The organism is Pelatocladus sp. (assembly GCF_059505505.1).
On the sequence record NZ_JCACKS010000081.1, the window covers coordinates 1 to 21,415 of the forward strand.

18 protein-coding genes are annotated in these 21,415 nt (G+C 39.6%); 7 read left to right on the plus strand and 11 right to left on the minus strand.

The annotated features are described in order from the left end of the window. Positions 1-393 precede the first annotated feature (393 nt). From AC5JMK_RS07425 to AC5JMK_RS07450, 6 genes are all read right to left on the minus strand, one after another. Positions 394-3,012 carry an AAA family ATPase gene (locus AC5JMK_RS07425; RefSeq protein WP_495909774.1) on the minus strand — a complete coding sequence of 873 codons (2,619 nt, stop codon included), beginning with the start codon at positions 3,010-3,012 and terminating at the stop codon, positions 394-396. Next, positions 3,009-4,337 carry a CHAT domain-containing protein gene (locus AC5JMK_RS07430; RefSeq protein WP_495909775.1) on the minus strand — a complete coding sequence of 443 codons (1,329 nt, stop codon included), beginning with the start codon at positions 4,335-4,337 and terminating at the stop codon, positions 3,009-3,011. The genes AC5JMK_RS07425 and AC5JMK_RS07430 overlap by 4 nt, the downstream gene beginning before the upstream one ends. 261 nt (positions 4,338-4,598) lie before the next feature. Beyond that, on the minus strand, positions 4,599-5,168 hold the full coding sequence (locus AC5JMK_RS07435; RefSeq protein WP_495909776.1) for a Uma2 family endonuclease: 570 nt from the start codon (positions 5,166-5,168) through the stop codon (positions 4,599-4,601). A gap of 466 nt (positions 5,169-5,634) precedes the next feature. Beyond that, positions 5,635-6,177, minus strand: coding sequence for a bifunctional pyr operon transcriptional regulator/uracil phosphoribosyltransferase PyrR (gene pyrR / locus AC5JMK_RS07440; protein ID WP_495909790.1), 543 nt, complete (start codon positions 6,175-6,177; stop codon positions 5,635-5,637). Between the two features lie 114 nt (positions 6,178-6,291). Further along, positions 6,292-7,257: an adenosylcobinamide-phosphate synthase CbiB gene (gene cbiB, locus AC5JMK_RS07445; protein WP_495909777.1), complete on the minus strand. Its 966-nt coding sequence runs from the start codon at positions 7,255-7,257 to the stop codon at positions 6,292-6,294. Positions 7,258-7,482: 225 nt separating this feature from the next. Continuing rightward, a complete protein-coding gene (locus tag AC5JMK_RS07450; RefSeq protein ID WP_096675372.1) occupies positions 7,483-7,926 on the minus strand; it encodes an Rrf2 family transcriptional regulator in 444 nt (147 codons plus the stop codon). A gap of 408 nt (positions 7,927-8,334) precedes the next feature. Between AC5JMK_RS07450 and AC5JMK_RS07455 the strand changes: the two genes are divergently transcribed. Then, positions 8,335-8,748, plus strand: coding sequence for an AbrB family transcriptional regulator (locus AC5JMK_RS07455; protein WP_096675371.1), 414 nt, complete (start codon positions 8,335-8,337; stop codon positions 8,746-8,748). Between the two features lie 54 nt (positions 8,749-8,802). Here the strand turns inward: AC5JMK_RS07455 and AC5JMK_RS07460 are convergent, their stop codons facing one another. Continuing rightward, complete coding sequence (locus tag AC5JMK_RS07460; RefSeq protein ID WP_096675370.1) at positions 8,803-10,707, minus strand: chloride channel protein; 1,905 nt, start codon at positions 10,705-10,707, stop codon at positions 8,803-8,805. Between the two features lie 340 nt (positions 10,708-11,047). Here AC5JMK_RS07460 and AC5JMK_RS07465 point away from each other — a divergent pair, with 340 nt between their 5' ends. After that, a complete protein-coding gene (locus tag AC5JMK_RS07465; RefSeq protein ID WP_096675369.1) occupies positions 11,048-11,428 on the plus strand; it encodes a hypothetical protein in 381 nt (126 codons plus the stop codon). 144 nt (positions 11,429-11,572) lie between these two features. Here the strand turns inward: AC5JMK_RS07465 and AC5JMK_RS07470 are convergent, their stop codons facing one another. Continuing rightward, positions 11,573-13,198 carry an ArnT family glycosyltransferase gene (locus tag AC5JMK_RS07470; protein WP_495909778.1) on the minus strand — a complete coding sequence of 542 codons (1,626 nt, stop codon included), beginning with the start codon at positions 13,196-13,198 and terminating at the stop codon, positions 11,573-11,575. 260 nt (positions 13,199-13,458) lie between these two features. Here AC5JMK_RS07470 and AC5JMK_RS07475 point away from each other — a divergent pair, with 260 nt between their 5' ends. The 4 genes from AC5JMK_RS07475 to AC5JMK_RS07490 all read left to right on the plus strand — a co-directional run bounded on the left by AC5JMK_RS07475 (position 13,459) and on the right by AC5JMK_RS07490 (position 17,239). Next, entirely contained in the window at positions 13,459-15,021 is a 1,563-nt protein-coding gene (locus AC5JMK_RS07475) for a hypothetical protein (RefSeq protein WP_495909779.1), read from the plus strand. A 149-nt stretch (positions 15,022-15,170) separates the two neighbouring features. Continuing rightward, a complete protein-coding gene (locus AC5JMK_RS07480; protein WP_495909780.1) occupies positions 15,171-16,676 on the plus strand; it encodes an ArnT family glycosyltransferase in 1,506 nt (501 codons plus the stop codon). Beyond that, positions 16,660-17,001 (plus strand): DUF6883 domain-containing protein, encoded by a 342-nt coding sequence (locus AC5JMK_RS07485; protein WP_096675365.1) that lies wholly within the window; start codon positions 16,660-16,662, stop codon positions 16,999-17,001. Before AC5JMK_RS07480 ends, AC5JMK_RS07485 begins: the two co-directional genes overlap by 17 nt. Then, positions 16,991-17,239 carry a DUF4926 domain-containing protein gene (locus AC5JMK_RS07490; protein ID WP_096675364.1) on the plus strand — a complete coding sequence of 83 codons (249 nt, stop codon included), beginning with the start codon at positions 16,991-16,993 and terminating at the stop codon, positions 17,237-17,239. The genes AC5JMK_RS07485 and AC5JMK_RS07490 overlap by 11 nt, the downstream gene beginning before the upstream one ends. Positions 17,240-17,258: 19 nt before the next feature. Here the strand turns inward: AC5JMK_RS07490 and AC5JMK_RS07495 are convergent, their stop codons facing one another. Next, positions 17,259-19,331 (minus strand): ArnT family glycosyltransferase, encoded by a 2,073-nt coding sequence (locus AC5JMK_RS07495; RefSeq protein WP_495909781.1) that lies wholly within the window; start codon positions 19,329-19,331, stop codon positions 17,259-17,261. A 112-nt stretch (positions 19,332-19,443) separates the two neighbouring features. On the opposite strand from AC5JMK_RS07495, the gene AC5JMK_RS07500 reads away from it, so the two are divergent. Then, a complete protein-coding gene (locus AC5JMK_RS07500) occupies positions 19,444-19,629 on the plus strand; it encodes a DUF8622 domain-containing protein (RefSeq protein WP_096675363.1) in 186 nt (61 codons plus the stop codon). A gap of 7 nt (positions 19,630-19,636) precedes the next feature. Here the strand turns inward: AC5JMK_RS07500 and gloA2 are convergent, their stop codons facing one another. Then, positions 19,637-20,023 (minus strand): SMU1112c/YaeR family gloxylase I-like metalloprotein, encoded by a 387-nt coding sequence (gene gloA2 / locus AC5JMK_RS07505; protein WP_096675362.1) that lies wholly within the window; start codon positions 20,021-20,023, stop codon positions 19,637-19,639. Between the two features lie 81 nt (positions 20,024-20,104). Then, entirely contained in the window at positions 20,105-21,349 is a 1,245-nt protein-coding gene (locus AC5JMK_RS07510) for a vWA domain-containing protein (RefSeq protein WP_096678854.1), read from the minus strand. Positions 21,350-21,415: the final 66 nt, after the last annotated feature.

The window sequence follows — 21,415 nt, forward strand, 5'->3', positions numbered from 1 at the left end:
CAACGAACGGACTTGCGTTTTCAACGAACGGACTTGCGTTTTCAACGAACGGACTCCCGTTTTCAATAAACGGACTCCCGTTTTCAATGAACGGACTCCCGTTTTCAACGAACGGACTCCCGTTTTCAATGAACGGACTCCCGTTTTCAACGAACGGACTCCCGTTTTCAATGAATGGACTTGTGTTCTGAACCAATCATTGTCCACATAATAGCCAATTTGTATAGTGCGTAAGTCCTATTTACAATAACTTAGGACTTACGCAAAAATTGCCGAAAAGCTTAATTTATGAACCGCCAAGACGCCTTAGACGCGCAAGCGGCTACCTGCGGAAGCCACTTACGTGTCTACCGTAAGGTAGAACGCCAAGAATTCGTAGAGTGTGCGTAAGTCCTATAACTGTAATACCCAACGGCGAAATAATTCCACAACAATTCGCCAGCGTCCCTCAGTCTCCTCAACAACATCATGACGCTTCAGAGTCTTCAGTGCTTCCTGCAAACTTTCCTCATCCATATTTATCATCGTCGTAGAGACGCGATTTATCGCGTCTCCAAGATTTATCGCGTCTAAACTCAACCCTTCTGGATGAAGTGCAAGCACCTTCAGAATTTCCTGTTGACCAGCAGCACCCTGCGCCGCCTGACCCCAAACTCCATCAAAATAATAGTTTCCCTGCCGAAAGAACTTAGGATCATCAACGACTGCTTTTACATCTTCGACGGTAAAAGTTGGGTTGCGGGTGTGTCCTTGCTCAAAAACATAGTCATTGTAGTGGCGGACTAGCAAAAACCCCATTAACTGGACTAAATAAGGTTGACCATGTGTGAGAGCATAGATTTGATCTAACGCTTCTGGCGTGTAGTCGAGAGGGAAATCTTCACCTGGGTTGGCGAGAAGTTGGCGAGTCGCCGCACGTTCGATAAACCCAACCCGAATATTAATAAAGCTACCGTAAAAAGGTTGGAAATAATCTCTTGTCATCTCGTCCAAAGTATGCAAACCAGCAAAAGCGAAGGCAACTTTAGAATTCATTTGCACTAATTTCCGCAGAAAGCCCATAAAATCTACAGGGATTTTTCCCGCCTTAATCAGTTCCTCGATTGTCTCGAATTCATCCAAGGCAATAATTAACCCCTGTAGAGACGCGAAATTTCGCGTCTCTACAATCTGTTTCAAATAGCGTTCAAAAGTAGGCTTGGGAAATTTGAGCCAATCATCATCACTTGGAGGTTCTAAATTTACCACTTTAGAAATTGCATCACTAATCGCCATCAGCACCTCACTCAGATCCCCCAAACCTAGCAAGTTGACATAAGCTACCTTCACCCCTGACCCTAGAGAATTAGCAGCGTTACGCAGAATGGAAGTTTTACCCATACGTCTGTGACCGTGGATCAACACAGATTGCAACTGCTGACCCATCACCCAGAGTTCCTCTAGGTGACGCATCACATCTTCCCGTCCGACAAAGAGATTTCCCGCAACTGGATCACCAATTATGTATGGATTACGCACAGGTTTAGTGATGGAAATTTCGCCCACTTCACCCGCAATATTTAGTAAGGCTCCTTGCCAAGTTTGAGCAATGTTGACTATTAAATCTCGCTCGGCCTTCGGCAAAGAGCCTTTATTATTTAAAATATTTTTCAGTTCTCCTAATGCACGGTTGAGAGCAAAAGACCGGGTAGCTTTAGAGACACCACGCTTAACCAACCGCACATCCTCAATAACTCGACTCAGACTAGTAATGGTTTGCCAAGTTGTCGGACGTAAAAGCGGTTCTGCTGGGGAAGCAGGTAATTGCAAAGTAGCAGTACTAGCTCGTCCTTTGGCATTTTCACAGGCAGCTAGAGTTTGAGCGAGGGTAAACATTTCCTCACCGTAGAGAAGGTCACGCACTACAGCAAAGGCTTCCTCTGCTTTCGCTGGTTCCATGTTATATAGGTACCAGAAACCAGCCGCAGCAGCATGGGCAGGCGTATCTAGGCAAATGTCTGTTTGAAATAGAGCTTGAAGTTGTTCCCGCCAACTAGACTGTTTTACAACTTCTAAGTAGAGTGTGTCTTCTAAAGAAACTGAGGCAAAATACACTAGCTGCCAATCAAAAGGATTTTCAGCCAATTTAGAAACACGCCAAATAATTTGCTCTGAGGGAGTTGTAACAAGTACTCTATTAACTGTTTTCACCACAGGAATGAATTGTTGGGTATACGCCAGCAGTTGATTAACATTATGTATACCTGTTTCCCAATCCTGTTGTAACCAGTTGTGTAAGCGCCGAGCAAGATTGGGCAAGGGAAGCGGAGTTACATGGGGTAGTAACCAGCTACCATTTTGCAAAGAGCGTAGATTTAGAGGTAAAGCAATCAACCAGTTTTCAGGACGGAGTATTGCCACGCCTACCGCCGCCACGCCTACCGCCACGCCTACCGCCACGCCTACCTTCATGCCAAACACCACGCCTACCGCCACGCCAAACGCTACGCCTACCGCCACCTCTACCTTCACGCCTACCTTCACGCCAAACATCACGACTCCCGCCACGACTCCCGCCACGACTCTCGCCACGCCAAACGCCACGCCTCCTATCACGCCAAACGCCACGCCTCCCATTACGCCTATCGCCACGCCTGCCACCACGTCTCCCGCCACGCCTCCTATCACGCCAAACGCCACGCTTACCGCCACGCTTGACCAATTAATAGAAATACCCAGTTGCTGAAGAGTAGCACAGAGGAGCAATGGAGTAACAACTGTCAAAATTACTCCTTGGAGAAGTAGCCGACGCTGAATGCGATTTCGCCAATTCATTTCCTTTTCAAGAATATCTTCCCCACTATTTTCAGGAATATCTTCCTTACTAAAAGTATCCACATACCACGGCAACGCCTGAGGAAAATAAAACACCCAATACAACAGGCGTAGATAATCCAACGGATTCCACAGCGACAAGCGACGGTTGAGTTTGGGGGCTAAATCTAGGCGGGGAACTGGGCGTTGTTGGGTCATTGCATCCCCTCCACATACCGCGCGTAAGTCCGATAACACAGTTGCATCAACTCTTTAGGATGACCACAACTTGCCTTGACAATCTGCATAATCTCCGCATCTGTAAACCGAATCGGAGTAGGTGCAAGGCGATGACTAATAAATTCACGGGCTGTAGTTTCATCCCACAAATTCATCCGTTCCTCAATACAAATGCCCTGAAAAGGGGAAGTCATGCCTATTTCATGACTATCAGGAAAAAGTTGATTTAAAGAAACAGACGCAGCCACTACTAAACGCAAAGGTGCATCATTCCCCTCTGCCAACCCCCGCAATTGTTCCCTTACCTGTCTGCTAAATCCTTGCCAAGTCATTTTCTCTATTTCATCAAGTAGCAGTAGTAGTCGGGGACGTTGCTGTTTCAACACACGAGTCAGGGCGTAACCCCTACACTCCTGAATCCCCACCTCAAAACATAAAGCTTCATAAAAATCTTTTTCGTCAGAAACTTCGTTGAGATTGAGATAAATCGGCTTACGAGGTGGAGTGAGTCGAGTTTCTGCTTGTTGGCGAATTGCCCAAAGTAGAGAAGATTTGCCTATGGAACGTTCTCCAATTAGTGCTACACTGCTGCCACTGTTGAGCGTTTCAAATACTCGCTCGATTTCCCGCTTACGTCCAAAAAATTGTTGTGGATCTTCTACTCTGCCAACTTGAGGAATAAAAGGGTTGAGAATTGCCCCAACAATTCTTGGTTTTGCAGTGATAATTAGAGATTTGTTTACATGAATAACAGGTTTGAGATGCTCTGGAATACCATTTAATCTAATTTCTATACAACCAAATTGATGTGCATCTTCGATAGTGCGATCGCCTGCTAATGCTTTGTAAAAACCAACTGCAAAAGCTATAGCTGCTTTGTCACCAATCTGATCATTCATCCCAATCACAAAGGGGATATATTCAGCAATTGCTTTGGCTTGAGTTTCAGAATAACAAGCATTTAGCACTACACACTTAACCTGCTCGGCAAACAACTCAAACATTGCAGCCAAAGCTTCAGGTTCTACAAGCTGATAATTACTCACTTCATTTTCAAAAGCAAGCTCACCCTTGCTTGTGCCATGCCCAGAAAAGTGTATAATTTGCGGCTTAACATCAAATATTGCTTGGGTAATATCTCTTATACGAACTGATTCTCTTTGTTCAAGTAGATACTTGTCCCGTTCTTTAGCTATTTGCAGCCTTTCTTTGATATCTCGTAACTCTTGCCCTAAGCGCAGCCGAGAAGCATTACTTGGGTCAGCCGCTAGAAACAGAATTTTGATAGGGGTATCACTGTTCATTCAGGCAACTATAGCAATCCGATTTGATTAATGAATTTACTCGTGGAGGCAGGCAATAGGCAATAGGCAATAGGCAATAGGGAAAGAAAGAAAAAAAGGAAGCTAGATGTGTACTGAGTTTTGTAAGCGCAGAGCGCAGGCTACGCCAACAAAAATCAAATAGGAATCCTATATAAGAGTTAAATTATTGAAAAATATAACACTTAGTTGCTGAATCCAAACCTAAAGCGGGGGTTTTATTAACAGTTGAGTAAAGATTAATTACACAAAAAACCGACTCACAACACAACTAAAACCAGGCAACAATGGTGAACTCAATTCATCATTATCCAGCAACGTTGCAATTAATGTTAACCTCGCATTTTCCCGCCGATAAACTTCAACTTGTTGCAATCGCCAATCTGCAATCCAATATTCCTTGACTCCCCGTGATGCATAAAGCTTGAGTTTCGCTTCTCTATCCCGACGTTCATTTTCCACACCAGGGGATAACACCTCTACCACCAAATCCGGTGCGCCTGTCAAATGTCCGGCTTCGTCTAACAGAACCGCTAAACGTTCATGACTTGCCCAAACCACATCCGGGATGACATTATCAGTTTCCGAAAACAGCACACCAGGAGTGATACTTGCTTGTCCCAAACCACTAGACCGCGACCAAACCTCAAGTTCTAAAGTGATATTTAAGCAAGTACGCTGATGTTTCCAGTGGGGCGCTCTGGTGATGAATAATTCTCCGTCTATAATCTCATAGCGCGTACCCTCGTTTTCGCTTAGGAGGTCTATGTCTGTAGTAGTCCAGCGCACGCGATCGCTTGCTGTCTGATTCATAGTGGGTCTCGTTGTCAATAGAGTTATATCTTAAAGCTAACTGATAAATTTGCCATGATTTATGGATAAATCTATTCTGTCTAATACCAATTCAATTAATGATTGCAACACATCCTTGGTTCAAGACGCGATGAATCGCGTCTGGTCAGACCATTTCACAAAAATCTTGATACAAATACAGGTGTGTAGAGACGCGAAATTTCGCGTCTCTACAAGATTCATATGTATCGCTATTAACGTGAAATGGTATCAGACCATTTTTTGTACCAAAAATCCTTAACTGAACCGTATTTTGGTATAGGCACTCAACTAGTCTGCAAATAAATCAGTGAACAGTTATCAGTGAACAGTGAACAATAACTGATAACTGACAACTGACAACTGTGAAAGTGGGTTTTGGCTATGAGCTAGCTATTTATTTGAGGGCGGGATTGTGGCTCATGAAATCTCTCGAAATCACGTTAAACTAATCTGCAATCAATTCAACCGCATCTGTTCCATCTATATCTTGTAAATAAACCTTGACAATCTCTTCTTTAGCTGTGGGTAGCTGCTTACCAACAAAATCTGGATGTATTGGTACTTCACGATGACCTCTATCTACTAGTACAGCTAAACGAATTACCTCTGGTCTACCATACTCGTTGACAGCATTTAAAGCAGCACGAACTGTTCGTCCTTTAAATATCACATCATCTACAAGTACAACAATTTTATCTGTCAAATCAAAAGATATCTCTGTCTTGGCTGGAGTCCGCAGCCCTATTTGGTCGAGATCATCGCGGTAAAATGTAATATCTAAGGCTCCTACTGGCACAGATATACCTTCTAACACTTCAATTTGGCGCGCTAATAATTGTGCCAAAGGTACTCCCCTAGTATGAATACCAAGCAGCACTAACTGGGATAAATCACGGGTTTTTTCGATAATTTGGGAAGCAAGACGAGTGACGGTACGACGGAGTTCTTCAGATGAGAGAATCTCAACCACTTTAGCTTTGGTAGAAATGGTAGAAATAGTCATATACCAGCATCCCCCTGAGCAAAATTTATACTAAAAAACCAAGTTATGAGGAATCAGTAATAATATAAATAACCGATTACCGATTCCCTATTTTCATGATTACCTGTTTATGGCAACTAGCAACAGAGTTGTCACACCTAACCATAACAAAAAGCAATATCGAGTTAATTGGAATGCTTGATCAATGCTAGCTAAAGTGATTGGATGAGTAACATCTCCCAACAGGGGTTTATGTTTAGCCACGCCACGATACCAATTAGTACCTCCCAGTTGTACGCCTAAAGCAGCAGCATATGCACACTCACTCCAACCAGAGTTTGGACTAGGATCATTGGGTGCATCGCGCTGACAAATGTGGATGACATGCAAAGGTTTACCCGACAGTAGCGCGATTGTCATCACCGTTAACCGACAAGGAACCCAAGTCAAGCCATCTTCTAATCGCGCACTAAACCAACCCAAATAAGTATAAGGTGCTTGTCGATAACCCACCATTGAATCCAGTGTACTGCTGGCTTTGTATGCCAAAGCCAAAGGAACTGGGCCGATAAATGGCACAAATGTACCAACTATTGCACAAAAAAGAGGAGCCATAACTCCATCAACTGCATTTTCTGTAACTGTTTCCAGAACTGCTCGCAAAATTTCTGATTCTGTAAGATTTTCTGTATCTCGACCAACATAATTACTCAAAATAGAACGAGCGTCCTGGATTTTTCCTGATGTTAAAGGTTGTAAAACTTTTTGAGCAGCAACTCGCAAACTTTTAGCTGCGAAGCAACTAGCTAAGAGAATGATTTCTACAGCATTTCCCAACAACGGATGTAGGAATTTAGTAGCTTGTATGATTAAATAACCAACAACTCCACTACCAATTACCAGAAAAAGACCTAAGAATATTCCTGCTAGTCTTTGTGTGAGGGAATTTTGACAATATGTGAAAGCAAATTTGCTAAAGCGAGAAATTATCCACCCCATTACTCGCACAGGATGAGGCCATCTCCAAGGATCGCCGATGATATAGTCTAAATAAGCTGCAAGGATTAAAACAATCATAGAAGTCATTTGTCTTTGTCCTGCACCAGCTTTTTGTCCTGCCAAAAAATAAATTTTAAGGGCTTTTAGCTAAAGTCAGATAAATCTGACTAGGAAAGTGTTTGAGTCATAATTTTGGGGGTTGTACCAGACGCGAAATTTCGCGTCTGGTACAAAGAATTGTGGGCTTAACAGCAAGCGTATTGGGATATAGGGTAGGTGCAAAATATCAGATAACCAATGAATGACCAATGACTAAACAATAAAACTGGCTTCTTCACCAAGAGAAGCTTGCCAACTGCGAGCATCGTAATAGAGATCTGCAAGAGTAATACTGTACAATGCTTCTTTCAATTTTTGGTGCAGCCTTTGCCAAAGTGTAAATGTTACCCAATCTTCTGTTTGTCCTGGGGAAGCTTGATGGTGAGGTAAAGGTTCTATTGTTTCACCAACTGCTTCTAAAATTTCTCCTAAAGATATTTGTGCTGGTTTTTTTGCCAGTTGGTATCCACCGATGCTACCCCGACTAGATTTTACTAACCCAGCACGACGCATTTCTATTAGCAGTTTTTCTAGGTAAGGAGCTGGGATATCTTGACGAGAGGCGATCGCTTTAGTAGAAACAGGCTCATAACCAGCTTGCAAACTCAAATCTAGCAAAGCTTTGACACTGTAATGTCCTTTGGTAGTTAGTTTCATTTATTTGTCCTTTGTCCTTTGTCCTTTGTCATTAAGATTAGTCTTCACCAATGACTAATGATTAATGACTATGATTAAGGATCAGTTTTACTTATCGTTCTATGTGTTAATTATCAACCAAGTGTAAGTAAACCACTTTTTTAGCAATGCTTTAGGAAACTTAAACAAATATAGATTACAGTGTAGCAGTCTTTCATAAACTAGAGATAGTTATCAGCTTCAGCCTTATTTTTTAAATTAATTTTCAAAGTAAATATTAATAGACATGCAAAATTTTGCTGATTTGTGTAATATACTTTGCGGTAGCTGATATAAAAATAAAGGGATTGTGTTATCACTTCCTCAATCTCAGCTAAAATAAAATCGATTCAACTCACTCAATTGTTCGTTCATTTTCGCTCTAAGTTGATGGCTAAACAGAAAAAAATTGAACCCCTAACCGGCGAAGAGTTGCTCAAGAAAGTCAAAGAACTAGAAAATTTGAGCAAAGAAGAAAAAGCTAAACAGTGCGGCTACTATACTGTGACTAAAAATGGTATAGAGCGCGTCAACATGATGAAATTCTTGAATGCCTTAATTGATGCTGAAGGTATTCAGTTAGATAGCGCTCCGAGCGCAAATGGTCGTGGGGGACGCAGCGCCAGTTATAGAATTAGTGTGCAGTCTAACGGTAACTTACTAATAGGTTCTGCTTACACAAAACAGATGAATCTAAAGCCAGGAGATGAGTTCATCATCACTTTAGGTAAAAAACACATTCGTCTGAGACAAATAGACTCAGATGAAAGAGAAGAACTCGAAGTTCTAGAAGCAACAGCATAATATAGTCATTTGTCATCTGTCATTTGTCCTTCGTCCTTCGTGCAAAGCTAATGACTAATGACTAGTGACTACATCTATTTTTGTTACCGATGGTAGATAGTGGCAGAGAGCTTTGCGTGTGAGTGCTACATTACAACTTAAAGCAATTTGTTCCCGTTCTAATAATCCCAAAATTTGTTCGGGGTTATCTGACGCTACCACTGGTAACTGATGCAAACCACGAACAGACATGCGATCTAAGGCTTCAGATAAGGGTTCATCTTGCCAAGCATAGAGAATATCAGTGGTACAAATATCAATTAGGGTTTGATTGAACAGATCATCCTGATTTGTAGTTGAGGAATCTGGGTAATTTTGCCAAGCAGAAAGAGTACGGTTGATATCTTTTAAAGAGAGAATACCAACTAATTGTCCTAATTCATTAACTACTAAAGCAGTGCGAGTGCGATCGCGTGTCATTTCTAAAGCTGCTTCGATAACTGACATGGTTGTTAGCAGTTTTTTTGGGCAAGGATGCATAGCTTCTTCGACAAGAATTTGCTGTAAAATTTCTGCTTGTTCGTCTTTTAATTCTGAAAGACCTATTTGTTGAAGATTGGAGTTGGAGTTTGAATTGGGCTTTATCCGCTCCACCAACCAAACACTTAAACCGACTGCTGCCATTAACGGTAAAACAATGCGGTAGTCTCGTGTTAATTCAAACAATAATAAAATTGCCGTTAATGGCGCTCTTACACTAGCAGCAAGTACAGCAGCCATTCCTACCATGGCATAAGCTGGCGGAGCTGCCATAAAATCACTAATTGCAGGCGCTACATTTGCCAAGATTTTTGCATAAGCAGAACCTAGAGAAGCACCTAAAAACATAGCTGGTGCAAAGACACCACCAACAAATCCACTCCCAGCACTGATTGCTGTCATAGCCAGTTTCACTACCAACAGCAAAATTAACAGTTGTAGCGAAAACTCTACATCTTGCAGCATCGCTTCTACTGTTTCATAACCAATACCTAAGATTTGCGGTAAGTATAAAGCCGTAATACCAATAATGAGTCCACCAATAATAGGATGAATAGGTAATGGAATTTTTCCTAAAATAGAAAAACCAGGGACTTTACCTGCAAAGCAAGCTTTTGCTAGGCGAATTAATTGTGTATATGTCAAAGAAACTACACTTGCCCATAAACCCAAGCCAAGATAGAGTGGTAATTCTAATGGACTGCGGACTTGGTAAACAGGTAAGGCAAAGGCTGGTTGTCCTCCCAAACCAATATGAGCAATGAACGCTGCAACTACTGCTGCGAGTAGCACTACACTTACCGCAGAAGTAGCAAATGATGTTGCTCCCAATACTACTTCTAAAGCAAAAAAAACACCTGCGATCGGAGCATTAAACCCAGCAGCTAAACCAGCAGCAGCACCAGCACCCAGTAGTAAACGTTGGCGTTCTTGTGATACTTGCAACACCACCGATACTAGCATCCCAAAATTCGCACCAATTTCTACACTAGGACCTTCCGGACCTAAAGAAGCACCACTTCCCAAAGAAAATGCTGCTGCTAACATTTTGGTTACTGGTCGTAATTGTCTTTTGATCTCTCCCTTTTGGGAAGCAGCAATCAATGATGAAAGTCCAGGCCCAAAATCTTGTGTTCGCCAGCGCATCAAACCAACAATTAATCCACCCAGGATGGGAACACAAGCTAAAGTCCAAGCACCCCAAACACCAATCACACTCATTAAATTTTCCAGCATCAAATGATGGATCAGCTGAATTAAATAATGAAATGTAACCACACCCATACCACTACCACTGCCAATTAGCAAGGCTAAAAATAACACAACTGTTTCTGGGGATGGTTGAAAACGGTTAAGTAAATAGGTTAAACGAAAGGAAGGAGAATGCAAGGTAGGTTGTTCAGTCACCTTCCTGAGTTCTGTCGAAGGTAGAAGAGTCATGGAGTGAGGAGTAAATCTAAGAAAAAATTTAAATTTTTATATCTTACTTTTCATTGTGAGTGATCATTTAACAACCAGACAAGATAGCAAAGACAAAAGAGAAAATAATCCTTTAACCTTTAGCCTATGACTGTAGAAAGTCAATTTGAGCAAACTATCTATATAGTCTTTGTGTAATTTACAAAGCTTTGGTTAAAAAATTTCTATTGTGGAACATTTCTGTGGCGATAATGCTTAAATGAGAGAGAATTATGGTCGGGGAAATCTACACGCGTTTTCAGCAGGAATTCAATATAGCTATTGTTATGAACCAAGTAAGTGGACTAAACGGACGAGGTAGATGAATACACACACTTTTGATAATCATTATTTGACTTGCCCCATTTGCCAAAATTCTACGCCCACAGCAGTTAGCAGTTATGTTGGATTGTTTACCTGTCCGTATTGTCATCAGAAGCTAGTGGTTTGTAAAAGCGGCCACTATGTCCGTGATCCTTTTACGTTAAGACAGATTATGATTTCATCGGCACTACGTCGCCAAAGCCGACCTTTAGCCAGAATTATTCGGGATTTTTTTGTCTTCAAAAATCCTTTGCTTGCTGTGGTTGTAGGAAGCGCTATTGTTTTTGGTATGATTGCAATATATCAGCAAAATCGTAACAGCGATACCTCGTCACCACAAATAGAAAAAACTATCGAGGACGGAAGAAAATCTCAGTAAGTTCAAATCCGCCTGCGATTGATTTATTTAAGTAGACTAATTGTAGCCTGCGTAGGCAGGCTACAATTAGTTCGCCTGCGCGGACTAATTTTGTCTAGCCCCAGACTTCCAGTCTGCGGGGATTTTAAACATTTGGGATGCTCCCTATCCCCTATCCCCTTCTTTTGTAACCAATTTCCAGCCTTCTGCTTGATCAATAACCTTGAGTGAATCAAGCTGGAGTGCATGAACAGCAGAATTATCAAGCAATAAATAAGGTTGTTTGTGATTGTGCCAATGATCTTGCAATTGTTTAAAAGAAGCAGGAATAATATTACGATCGCTATAAAAATTCAATGAAGGACGATGTTCGGGACTGGATGTGTAAATCTTTGTACCTGATGGTGTTCCCTCCCGGATTATAGTCGCAACTGGTTGAACTGGATAACGTTCTGCCAATTCCCAAACCCAGTAATTTGATTTCATAAATAAGAGTAACGAAACATAAGATCCCCAAAACAAAACTTTGAGAAATTGGCGATCGCCTCGTTCTGCCAAAATTGCTGCTAAGGCCATTGTCATCGCTACTGCTGCAAAAATTAGTTGTAACTGTAAATCAGATTTGGCTGTGGGGACGAAAGTGAAATAAATACTACCAGCTGTGGCGACCAAAGCCAGAAATGTTAAAGTTACTACCCAAAATCGTGGATAAGATGATAGCACAGGTGAGTCTTCGACTTCCCCTAGTTTGGCTCCAATTACCAACGCTAGGCTGGGATAAACAGGAAACACATACCAAGGAAGTTTTGTTCCCATCAAAGAAATAGCAACTAAATAAACTCCCATCCACACAAGTACAAGTTTTGCCCAACTGAGGTTATGGTTTTCTTTAGCTAATTGCAAGCTAGATGGTAAAAAAATTAACCACGGCCAAGTATATTTAAGAATTTCCAATACATAGTACCAAGGCGGACCGGAATGGTTTTCAACAGATGACCAAATGCGATTGAGAGATTGATTAAACATACCGACATTGGTAAAAGTGCGGCCATACTCCCACCATTGAGCTAGATACCAAAAAGCCACAGGTACAAGACCTATGAATATTCCCATCCACATATAACCACTAGTCAGTAGTCGTGGTGTATCCCAAAATAGAAATCCGACTGCGACAGCACCTAATAATACGCCTAGCATACCTTTGGTTAAACATATTAAACCAAAAGTGATGCCGACACCCAGGCAATAGCGTAAATCACGGCGCGATCGCAACACACATAAAATCATCAATATAAAAAAACATATGACTGCTCCATCTAACATGGCTAAACGTCCATGTCGCACGACTGGCAGCATTGTCAAGTAAATTAAAGCACTATAAATAGCACAAAAACGTTGACGAAATATTTCTCTACCAACACAATACAGCAATGGTACTGAGATTGCTGTTAAAATTGACCCTGGTAAGCGAGATGTCCACTCATTTATACCACCCAAGGAGTAAGCCAAAGCAATCAGCAAATGCATCAAAGGTGGTTTGTTATGGTATGGTTCGCCTCCCAGAGTTGGGTAAAGCCATCTCATTGAACCAGCAGGGGCCTGCAAAATCTCTTTGGCAACCTGTGCTACAGTTCCTTCATCCCAATCTCGTAGAGATTGTTGCCCCAAATCTATGGTAAAAAGTAACACAGCCGCTACCAGCAGCACTATTATCCATATCCAATCAATCCATTTGTCGAGCGATCGATGCTGTTTTTCTAGACGACCCCAAGTAAAGCTTCCTTCTTGCATATTTTAGGATAATAATTTTGCTTGCTGGTTCGAGTACAAACAGACGTTCGCGAATCTTCATCTGTTGCCGTTTAGCAACAACCAATTGTTTGAAGTTCGTCCTAGTTTTTAAATTAACTCAATTTTTGCTAATTAATCATAATATTTTTTGACAATGTTTCTGACATTACTCTTAAATTTATTTAATGAGGATTTATGAGAAATTTTGATCCGAAAAATACTAACTCTCAATTTTCCTTGAGCTTCTGTGGAGAAAATCAATGAATCTACCTTTTATTTTAGATGTGGCAATAGGTTTAATCTTTATTTATTTAATCTTGAGTTTATTAGCCTCAGAAATACAGGAACTAATTGCTACTGTGTTTCAATGGCGTGCTGAACACTTAAAAAAATCAATTGAAATTTTATTAGCTGGTAATGCGGAAAATGCAGAAGAAGCTCACGTCATCCAACTTGCAAATAGGATTTATGATAATCCCTTAGTTAAAAATATTAATCAAGAGGCAAAAGGATTGTTTGTTACTATACCTCGCAAGATTACTTGGGCAATTGGTTCACTGTATCGCAGGTTGACAAAACCTAGACCAGGAACAGATAAAAGTACAAGTATTTTTGGAGATAAAAAACATACTGGTCCTTCTTATATTCCTGCTGATGTTTTTGCTACAACTCTGGTTGAAACACTACAAATTCCCGCATTAGTACAACGATTAACAGAATCAAGATTGAATAAATTTAAAGAACAAAGATTAGCTGAAATAGAAGAAATAATTATTAGATTACAAGAACAAACAAGCGATGATTATAGATATACAGACTTTTTCAGTAATGTTTACAATGAATTTTCAGGATTGCGCTCAGAATTTGAAAAAACTTGTTGGAACTTTCATCAAAAGAAGGCTAGCTTGAAAACTTGCCTGAATCGCATGGCAGAAAGTTTAGATAGATATATAGACTCTTTCCAAGCAGAAATGCCTGAAGACGAATTATCTAACAAATCTTTACGGAGACTCAAGTTTTTTAAACAAGATAATTTTGAGAATATCGAGCAAGCAATATTGCTGGGAGGATTGCAACCTACTATCAATGAAGTTGTGCAAACAATTGACAAAAATAGCGAAATTTATAAAGAAATTAAAGCAGCTATCCAAGATCAAGATAGCGAAGCATACCAAGGAATTCAACAAGCATATCAAACAATTGAAACTACAGCAATTGAAAAATTGCCACCTACTGTGGTAGAAAATCTTAGTGTTTTAGCAAAACGCGCCCAAGCAAGAGTTAAGACAACAGAAGAAGGAATGAATGCATTGCGTTTAGAAATAGAAAATACCTTTAATAGTTCGATGGAAAGAGCTTCTGGAGTCTACAAACGCAACGCTAAGGGTGCAGCTATTATCATAGGTTTAGCGATCGCCATTACCGCCAATGCAGATGCAATTTATATGGTTAGCAGACTATCAAAAGATTCTGCTCTGCGAGATACGATTACCAATAGTGCGGGAGAATTAGCACTACGAAAAGGTACAGTTGATTTAGAGCAACTTAGACAAGAAGCAGATCAGACCCTAACAAATATTTCTTTACCTATTGGTTGGGATGATGCTAATTTACAACAGCAAATAAAATGGAGGCGTCAATCAAAAAAAACTTTCCCCTATCTCAAAATGTTAGCTTTGATTCCTGGTTGGATACTAAGTGGTATTGCTATTGCAATGGGTGCGCCATTTTGGTTTGATTTGCTAAGTAAAATTGTGAATGTGCGTAATGCAGGTAGCCGTCCTAGTAGTGATACCAGAAAAGTGGCTGATAACGAGGAATAAGGGATAAGTAATATTAAACTTTTTCAGGTTTAAATGTATTACCTCGGTTGAAAGCCGAGGTTTTTTATTCGACAGATGTCAATCACTTGTAAAAGGTTATTTTGTCCGTCATAATACAAATTAAATTTCAGATTTTCAGGATTAGGAAAGTGAAAAAAATCATAGATATTCTTCCTGTGACATATTTAATATTTGTAAGTTTGTGGTTGAGGTTAATTAATATAGGTTACTCCAATTATCAAGGTGATGAAATAAAAGCACTATATAGACCTCAAGCAGATGAAACTATGATTGATTTTTTGCTCAATCAAAGAAAGGGACCAATTCAATTTTTGATTACATATTTGATGAGCTTTTTTAATCCTGAGTATGATAATGAGTTGCTACTCAGGCTTCCTTTTGCTATAGCGGGTATATTGGCTATTTATTTTTTTTATAAATTCATAAAACTAGAATTTGGTTATAAAATAGCTATCTATTCATCTTTATTTATTGCAATTAATGGATTATTTGTTGCTTTGACAAGGATTGTTCAGTATCAATCATTTGTAATCTTGTTTTCTGTCTTGGCTTTATATTTATTCAGTTTATCTACAAAATTTGAAAAATGGAGAGTTTATGGTTTATATTTAGGCGTATTTTGCTGGTCAATTTCCATTCTTGCACATTACGATGGCATATTCATTACACCATTTGTAATTTACTTGGTTTACAGATGGTATATTAATGGCGAGTCTTCCCATAAAAATAAGCAAGTCCAGCATTTATTTGTAGCAGGGACAATTTTATTAATATTAATATCTATCTTTTATTTACCCTTCTTTTTATCAGTATCAGAATCAACTAAGGCTTATTGGACAGAAAGAATAAGTAAGCAGTCGGTAAGTTCTGCAAGAACATTTATAACTTATAATCCCTTATTTATTATATATTTATATGCTGCTTTGGGTTTACTAGGTCTATCGAGAATTAGAGAAAATTTTTCAGTTTTACTGTGGTTTTTATTTCCTCTCTTAGCTTTGGAAACTTTAGTTGGTAATCCCGGTACGCATATTTATACTTATATTTTACCTTTTTCTGTTTTAATGGCGTTTGGTCTAGAAGTTTTTCAAAAATTCATCTTTAAGAGATTTCCAGCAAAGTCCCAATATATTAATTATTTGTGCTTGAGTTTGATCTATATATCGTCGTTTTTATTGTCTCATTTATTATTTATCGATAATCAAAAAGAATATCCTTGGGAAAATAAAAGATTCTTGTCTTTGGAACTGAAAAGACAAAGTAGACAAAGTTTATTTGGGTTTCCCTATTACAGACATTGGGAAAATGTGGGAGCATATTTGAAAAACACAGGTAGAAATGGTTACTTTCTTACTAATGAAAAGCAAAGTATTACAAGATTTTATATTCCAGCAAGCTATAAAAATTTAGAATTACATCCGTATGATGCTCAAGCCCCTGGTGACATCTATATAATATATATACAAAATCCGCAAAATGGAAACAAAAAAATATTAGATAAAGACCAAATTTTTTGGGAAAAACGACATAAACCTGTAAAAACTTTTGCTAATTATGGAAGAGTTGTCACGACAATTTATCGCTTATCATTTACGGATTGGGAAAAAATAGTTAATAATGAAAATTCCCCCTGATGCGATTATTGCCGACGCAAAAATCACACGCTACTTGTTAGTACCAAGAGAACAAGACGATAAATCCAAGTTTCTCGCCCAAGCTGGATTTACACAAGAAAACCCTGAACTCTTAGAAGCAGCAATTCGTCAACTTGCAGATTCAACACCAGCAATACAAGATAGAGATAATGAATATGGGGTGTTCTATCGTGTCACTGGTGAATTAATCGGCTTAAATCAGCGCAACTTAGCAGTGATCACAGTTTGGTTGCAAAGGGCTGTTGACGGTGAATTTCAGTTTATCACCCTAATACCTAACAAGGAGTCTGCAAATGAAGTTTGAACTATACCAGCGTGTCGCTTTAAATCGTGACTTAAACGAATATCAATTAAAAAAAGGTGATGTGGCAACTTTAATTGATTTTGTTCCTCATCCTAGCAATGGCGAACAAGGATGTGTTTTAGAAGTATTCAATGCAACTGGTGAATCAATAGCTGTTGTCATCGTTCCCATATCTGATATTAAACCACTGAGAAATAATGAAATTTTAAACGTTCGCTCTTTGGTGGAAAATTATTAACAGTGTTAATAGTCAATAGTTATTCCCCCCATATCTTTTGTCCCCGATCCCCAATCTTTACCACTTCCACTTCGCCAATAACTTGTCCTTGATTTGAGAATCCCTCTACCTCTAGCTGATAACGCTGCGGTGGTGTAGTTGGGGAAATTTTTAGCTTGTGGACATCTCGTATTACTGTACCTGCGGTGATCTGTTCTGGAAATATGTAGCCATCTACTAAGGGTGTAATAGAAAAACTGGCGATCTTATTTTGATTATTTTGGAAATTATTTTGGCGATCGCGCAAATTTATTTGAATTGAAACATCTGCTGGCAGTGGTGCAAGAACTTCCCAGTATAATGTGATTATCAAATCTTCGTTGCTAGATATCTTAGTTTTATTTAAGTCGTAACCTAGTAGGCGGACTTTTTCGCCAAAAGCTAAAGACAAGGGAAACTGGATACGCTTTAAATCTTCAGGTAAAGCTAATGGTCCAGGATAAACCCACGCGTAGTCAATATTTTGTAGCTGTACTGTGTACAAAGGTTGCTGGTTGTTAAAGTAAGCTAACATCTTGGGTTCTGGCAATTGACGCTGCAATTGATTCTTGTAGAATACTAAGCGATGAGCCTGTGTCCAAGGTTGAATACCAGATGGAATACGCTTGTCTATTGGTAAAACTTGACCGTGAAAGTAACTAGAAAAATAGCGACTATACCAACTTGCTACTTTAGTTTCCTTTGCATTGGGCGACTGGTTCAACCATTGAGCAACTTTTTCCAAACCTTCCCCTTGACCAATCATAAATATATTTTGAGCTGCCACAGCACCACCAAATACAGGGTTATAGTAAGTCAGGTAGTAGGGATGGTAGGGGAGAAGGAAAACTAGTTGTAATGCAAAGATAATTAGACAACCCCACTCGTTACTAATTTTCAGTTGCACAGAAAGTTTGTTAATCCAAAGTCTCACCCCAGCAATAATTTCCAACCAACCAATCGCCGCAAGTATTGCTAACATTGGCAAACACAGATTAATATAACGGTCGATTTTGTTATCACTTGCTGATAAGATCAGGATCACGCAGACAGCAATTAAAGCGATCGCTGCGATCGCATTCATATTTTTTAGCCGATGTCGTAGCTTAGGTATCAACAACACTATAGTTATAGCCACCAAACCGACTTGCAATATTGGTGAGAGACGATATATCAGTACTAAAGGATAAAATAAAATTCTTGGGGAATGGGTCAGTTGTCCTAAGAAAAACAAAAATCCCCGATCTGACTCTTGCAAAACACCATTACGTATTCTGTTCAGAACATATCCCGGTGAAACCCAAGTTGCTGGAAAAATCACAATAAATGTAACTAGAATTGTCCCGACCCAAAGTCGAAAACTTCGCAACTGCTGCTTCCAACCTCTTTGAGGAAAAGTTTCTTGCCAAACTCCTAACTCAATCAATCCGATAATAATTACAATCGCAGGTAATAAAAACAAAGCTGTAATTTTCGCCGCCGTTGCTAATCCCAGAAATATTCCTGAAGCTAAAATAAACTTACGTTCCCCATCTTTTCGCAAATAAATTAAAAATGACAGCACAGCCAAAATAGCAAAATCAGCTTGTAGCGCATCAGTAGTGATAAAACGCTGATATGCCAAAAAAAATGGTTCTAATAATAAAAGAATAATTGTACACAGAGCGATCGCGTGTCCTAATAACCTCTTTGTGAGTAAAAATATACACACCATACAAGCAGAAGTCACCACAGCTTGCACTAAACGGGGAAGAATATACAAATTAATCGCAAATCCTTCTAGATTCAGACAAGCAGTAATCTCTGGAGGTAAATCTACACCCAAAAAACCACCGAAAAACTTGTTTAGCCAACAATTCACCAGCATCCCACTACCACTTAGCCACATATTGGGAACCCCTGGATGATGTTTGAGAATTGTATGAGTTAAATCTCCTTCAAACAAACGTTTGATAAACTGGCTACCACGATAGATCCACAACCCCTCATCAGTATTGAGAGAAGCGGTAATTGCTAAAGTACGTGACACCAGAGAGATTAGGAAGATCGCAAACAACAACAGGGAAGATTTCATTCTTGTTGATTAGTGACTGTTGGTAATCAATCTGTAGGGGCGCAAAACCTTGCACCCCTAAAAACCGTTATCATGAGTTTAGACCTAATCTCTAATTTTTAGTTGCTAAAAAATGGTGCGATCGCATCGAGTCAAATTATGTTCCCAATGCAATCAACTCGCATCAGTTCTTTATCGCATCAAACACGAAGAAGATGGGGAATGGATTTTTGTTTGTCCTCAATGTTGGTCTTCAGTGAGTAAAAATAACCCGTTTTATGTTTATGGTGGAACGTGGAAGGCTGATAAAAAGCGGTAGTAATTACCTACAGTTCATATATCTCTAACGGTAAAGCATCTGGGTCTTTGAAAAACGTAAATTTATTTCCTGTAATTTCATCAATTCTAATATCCTCAACCTCAACACCCTTAGCTTTTAACTCACTCACAACTTCCTCAACATTCTCCACCTGAAAAGCTAAATGTCTTAAGCCACAAGCTTCAGGACTACTAACTCTTTGTGGAGGATTTGGAAAAGAAAATAACTCAATTTGGTGATTTTCTGCTACTCGTAAATCTAACTTATAAGAATTTCTCTCTTTTCTAAAAGTCTCATTAATAATCGAAAAACCTAAAACTTCCGTATAAAACTTCTTAGAATATTCATAATCAGAACAAATAATCGCTGCATGATGAAACCCCGTAGTTTTCATGATCTTCTCTTGTCGTCCTCTGCGGTTAAATACTCTTTAAAAAATTGGGTAGGCAAAAAGCCCACCCCAAATAATAAATAATTAATCTTGCAAAACTGTCTTTGAGACAATTCTGGTTTTTTTGCGATCGCTTTGGGATAACTCTTCCCCAGATTGCAATCTTGTAGCAGAAGTTTGTAACACCGTTGCTGCACCCACATCTCCCATTTGCAAAGCAGTTTTGGCAGCAGTTTGCAACATCGTTGCTGCACCAGCGCGATCGCCTTGTTGTAATTTTGCCTCAGCCAGTTGGGTTTGCCGATACTTCGCTAATGCCAGAATATGTTGTTGTACCTCTGGATTAGCCTCACCTTGGTAAGCAGGAAGCACATTCACCTCCACAGATATATTTTCTGAAAGTAACCCAATTTGGTTTTGTGCGGGATCATCATAGCGCACTTGTACATTAGCAATCACATGTTTACCAGCAGCAAATTGTCCCAAATAAATGTTTGCTAAAACTACTCTTTCTGTATCCTTCATCAAGTCTCCCAGACGCACAGCAAAACGTCCATCAGCTTCTTGCTGTACTGGTAATTCAATCGTATCTGGAGAAACTTGGGCTACAGGTTTGAGTTCTGCCAACCGTACTTTTGGCATGAAATAAAATAGCAAATAAGCATTAGTTAATGCTACAGCTTGTACCCGACTAAAAAGACGGGCAAACTCATCTACAGCCTGTTCTGGTTGTTGAATATAAGATAAAGTTCCACCACCATCATCAGCAATTTTTTCCAGAATATCTTGGTTCCAATTATCACCAAATCCCAAAGTATTCAAAGTTAAATTGTAACCAGCAGCTAACTGGGCAAATTTCAAACAACGTTTGTTGTCGCCATGTTCATTTTCACCATCAGTTAATAAAAAGGCTTGAGAAACAGTTTCTTTCTTACCCTTTGCTAGTTCCTCAATACCCAAACGTAATCCTTCATCAATCGCAGTTCCACCATCAGCAGCCAAGCGATTTATTTTCTGTTTAATAGCCTCTTTATCGTTAACGATTTGATTAGGTACTAATACTTTAGCGCGGTGATCAAAAACAACTACACTCAGGCGATCGCCTTCCTTGAGTCTATCAACAATTTGGTTAGCCGCTTTCTTGACAGTTTCAAGTGGTCGCCCACTCATCGAACCACTATGATCAAGAATTAAGCATAAATTTAGTGGTACATTACGATCACTCACTTGTGCGATCGCAGACAAAGAAATTGCCAACTGACGTTGACTGTTCATTTGATTGGCATCCAAATTGCCATCATTTAGCGTAGGCAGCAAACTAACCTTCATAATCTCAGGTTTCCATGCAGGATATACATATTTATAAATAACTTCAGGCGCTAAGATCTCCTCTAC

Excerpts from the sequence above, each read along its gene's own strand:
- AC5JMK_RS07425 (WP_495909774.1), bottom strand. The coding sequence starts at position 3,012 with ATGACCCAACAACGCCCAGTTCCCCGCCTAGATTTAGCCCCCAAACTC.
- AC5JMK_RS07430 (WP_495909775.1), bottom strand. The coding sequence starts at position 4,337 with ATGAACAGTGATACCCCTATCAAAATTCTGTTTCTAGCGGCTGACCCA.
- AC5JMK_RS07435 (WP_495909776.1), bottom strand. The coding sequence starts at position 5,168 with ATGAATCAGACAGCAAGCGATCGCGTGCGCTGGACTACTACAGACATA.
- cbiB (WP_495909777.1), bottom strand. The coding sequence starts at position 7,257 with ATGACTTCTATGATTGTTTTAATCCTTGCAGCTTATTTAGACTATATC.
- AC5JMK_RS07450 (WP_096675372.1), bottom strand. The coding sequence starts at position 7,926 with ATGAAACTAACTACCAAAGGACATTACAGTGTCAAAGCTTTGCTAGAT.
- AC5JMK_RS07455 (WP_096675371.1), top strand. The coding sequence starts at position 8,335 with ATGGCTAAACAGAAAAAAATTGAACCCCTAACCGGCGAAGAGTTGCTC.
- AC5JMK_RS07460 (WP_096675370.1), bottom strand. The coding sequence starts at position 10,707 with ATGACTCTTCTACCTTCGACAGAACTCAGGAAGGTGACTGAACAACCT.
- AC5JMK_RS07465 (WP_096675369.1), top strand. The coding sequence starts at position 11,048 with ATGAATACACACACTTTTGATAATCATTATTTGACTTGCCCCATTTGC.
- AC5JMK_RS07470 (WP_495909778.1), bottom strand. The coding sequence starts at position 13,198 with ATGCAAGAAGGAAGCTTTACTTGGGGTCGTCTAGAAAAACAGCATCGA.
- AC5JMK_RS07475 (WP_495909779.1), top strand. The coding sequence starts at position 13,459 with ATGAATCTACCTTTTATTTTAGATGTGGCAATAGGTTTAATCTTTATT.
- AC5JMK_RS07485 (WP_096675365.1), top strand. The coding sequence starts at position 16,660 with ATGAAAATTCCCCCTGATGCGATTATTGCCGACGCAAAAATCACACGC.
- AC5JMK_RS07490 (WP_096675364.1), top strand. The coding sequence starts at position 16,991 with ATGAAGTTTGAACTATACCAGCGTGTCGCTTTAAATCGTGACTTAAAC.
- AC5JMK_RS07495 (WP_495909781.1), bottom strand. The coding sequence starts at position 19,331 with ATGAAATCTTCCCTGTTGTTGTTTGCGATCTTCCTAATCTCTCTGGTG.
- AC5JMK_RS07500 (WP_096675363.1), top strand. The coding sequence starts at position 19,444 with ATGGTGCGATCGCATCGAGTCAAATTATGTTCCCAATGCAATCAACTC.
- gloA2 (WP_096675362.1), bottom strand. The coding sequence starts at position 20,023 with ATGAAAACTACGGGGTTTCATCATGCAGCGATTATTTGTTCTGATTAT.
- AC5JMK_RS07510 (WP_096678854.1), bottom strand. The coding sequence starts at position 21,349 with ATGAAGGTTAGTTTGCTGCCTACGCTAAATGATGGCAATTTGGATGCC.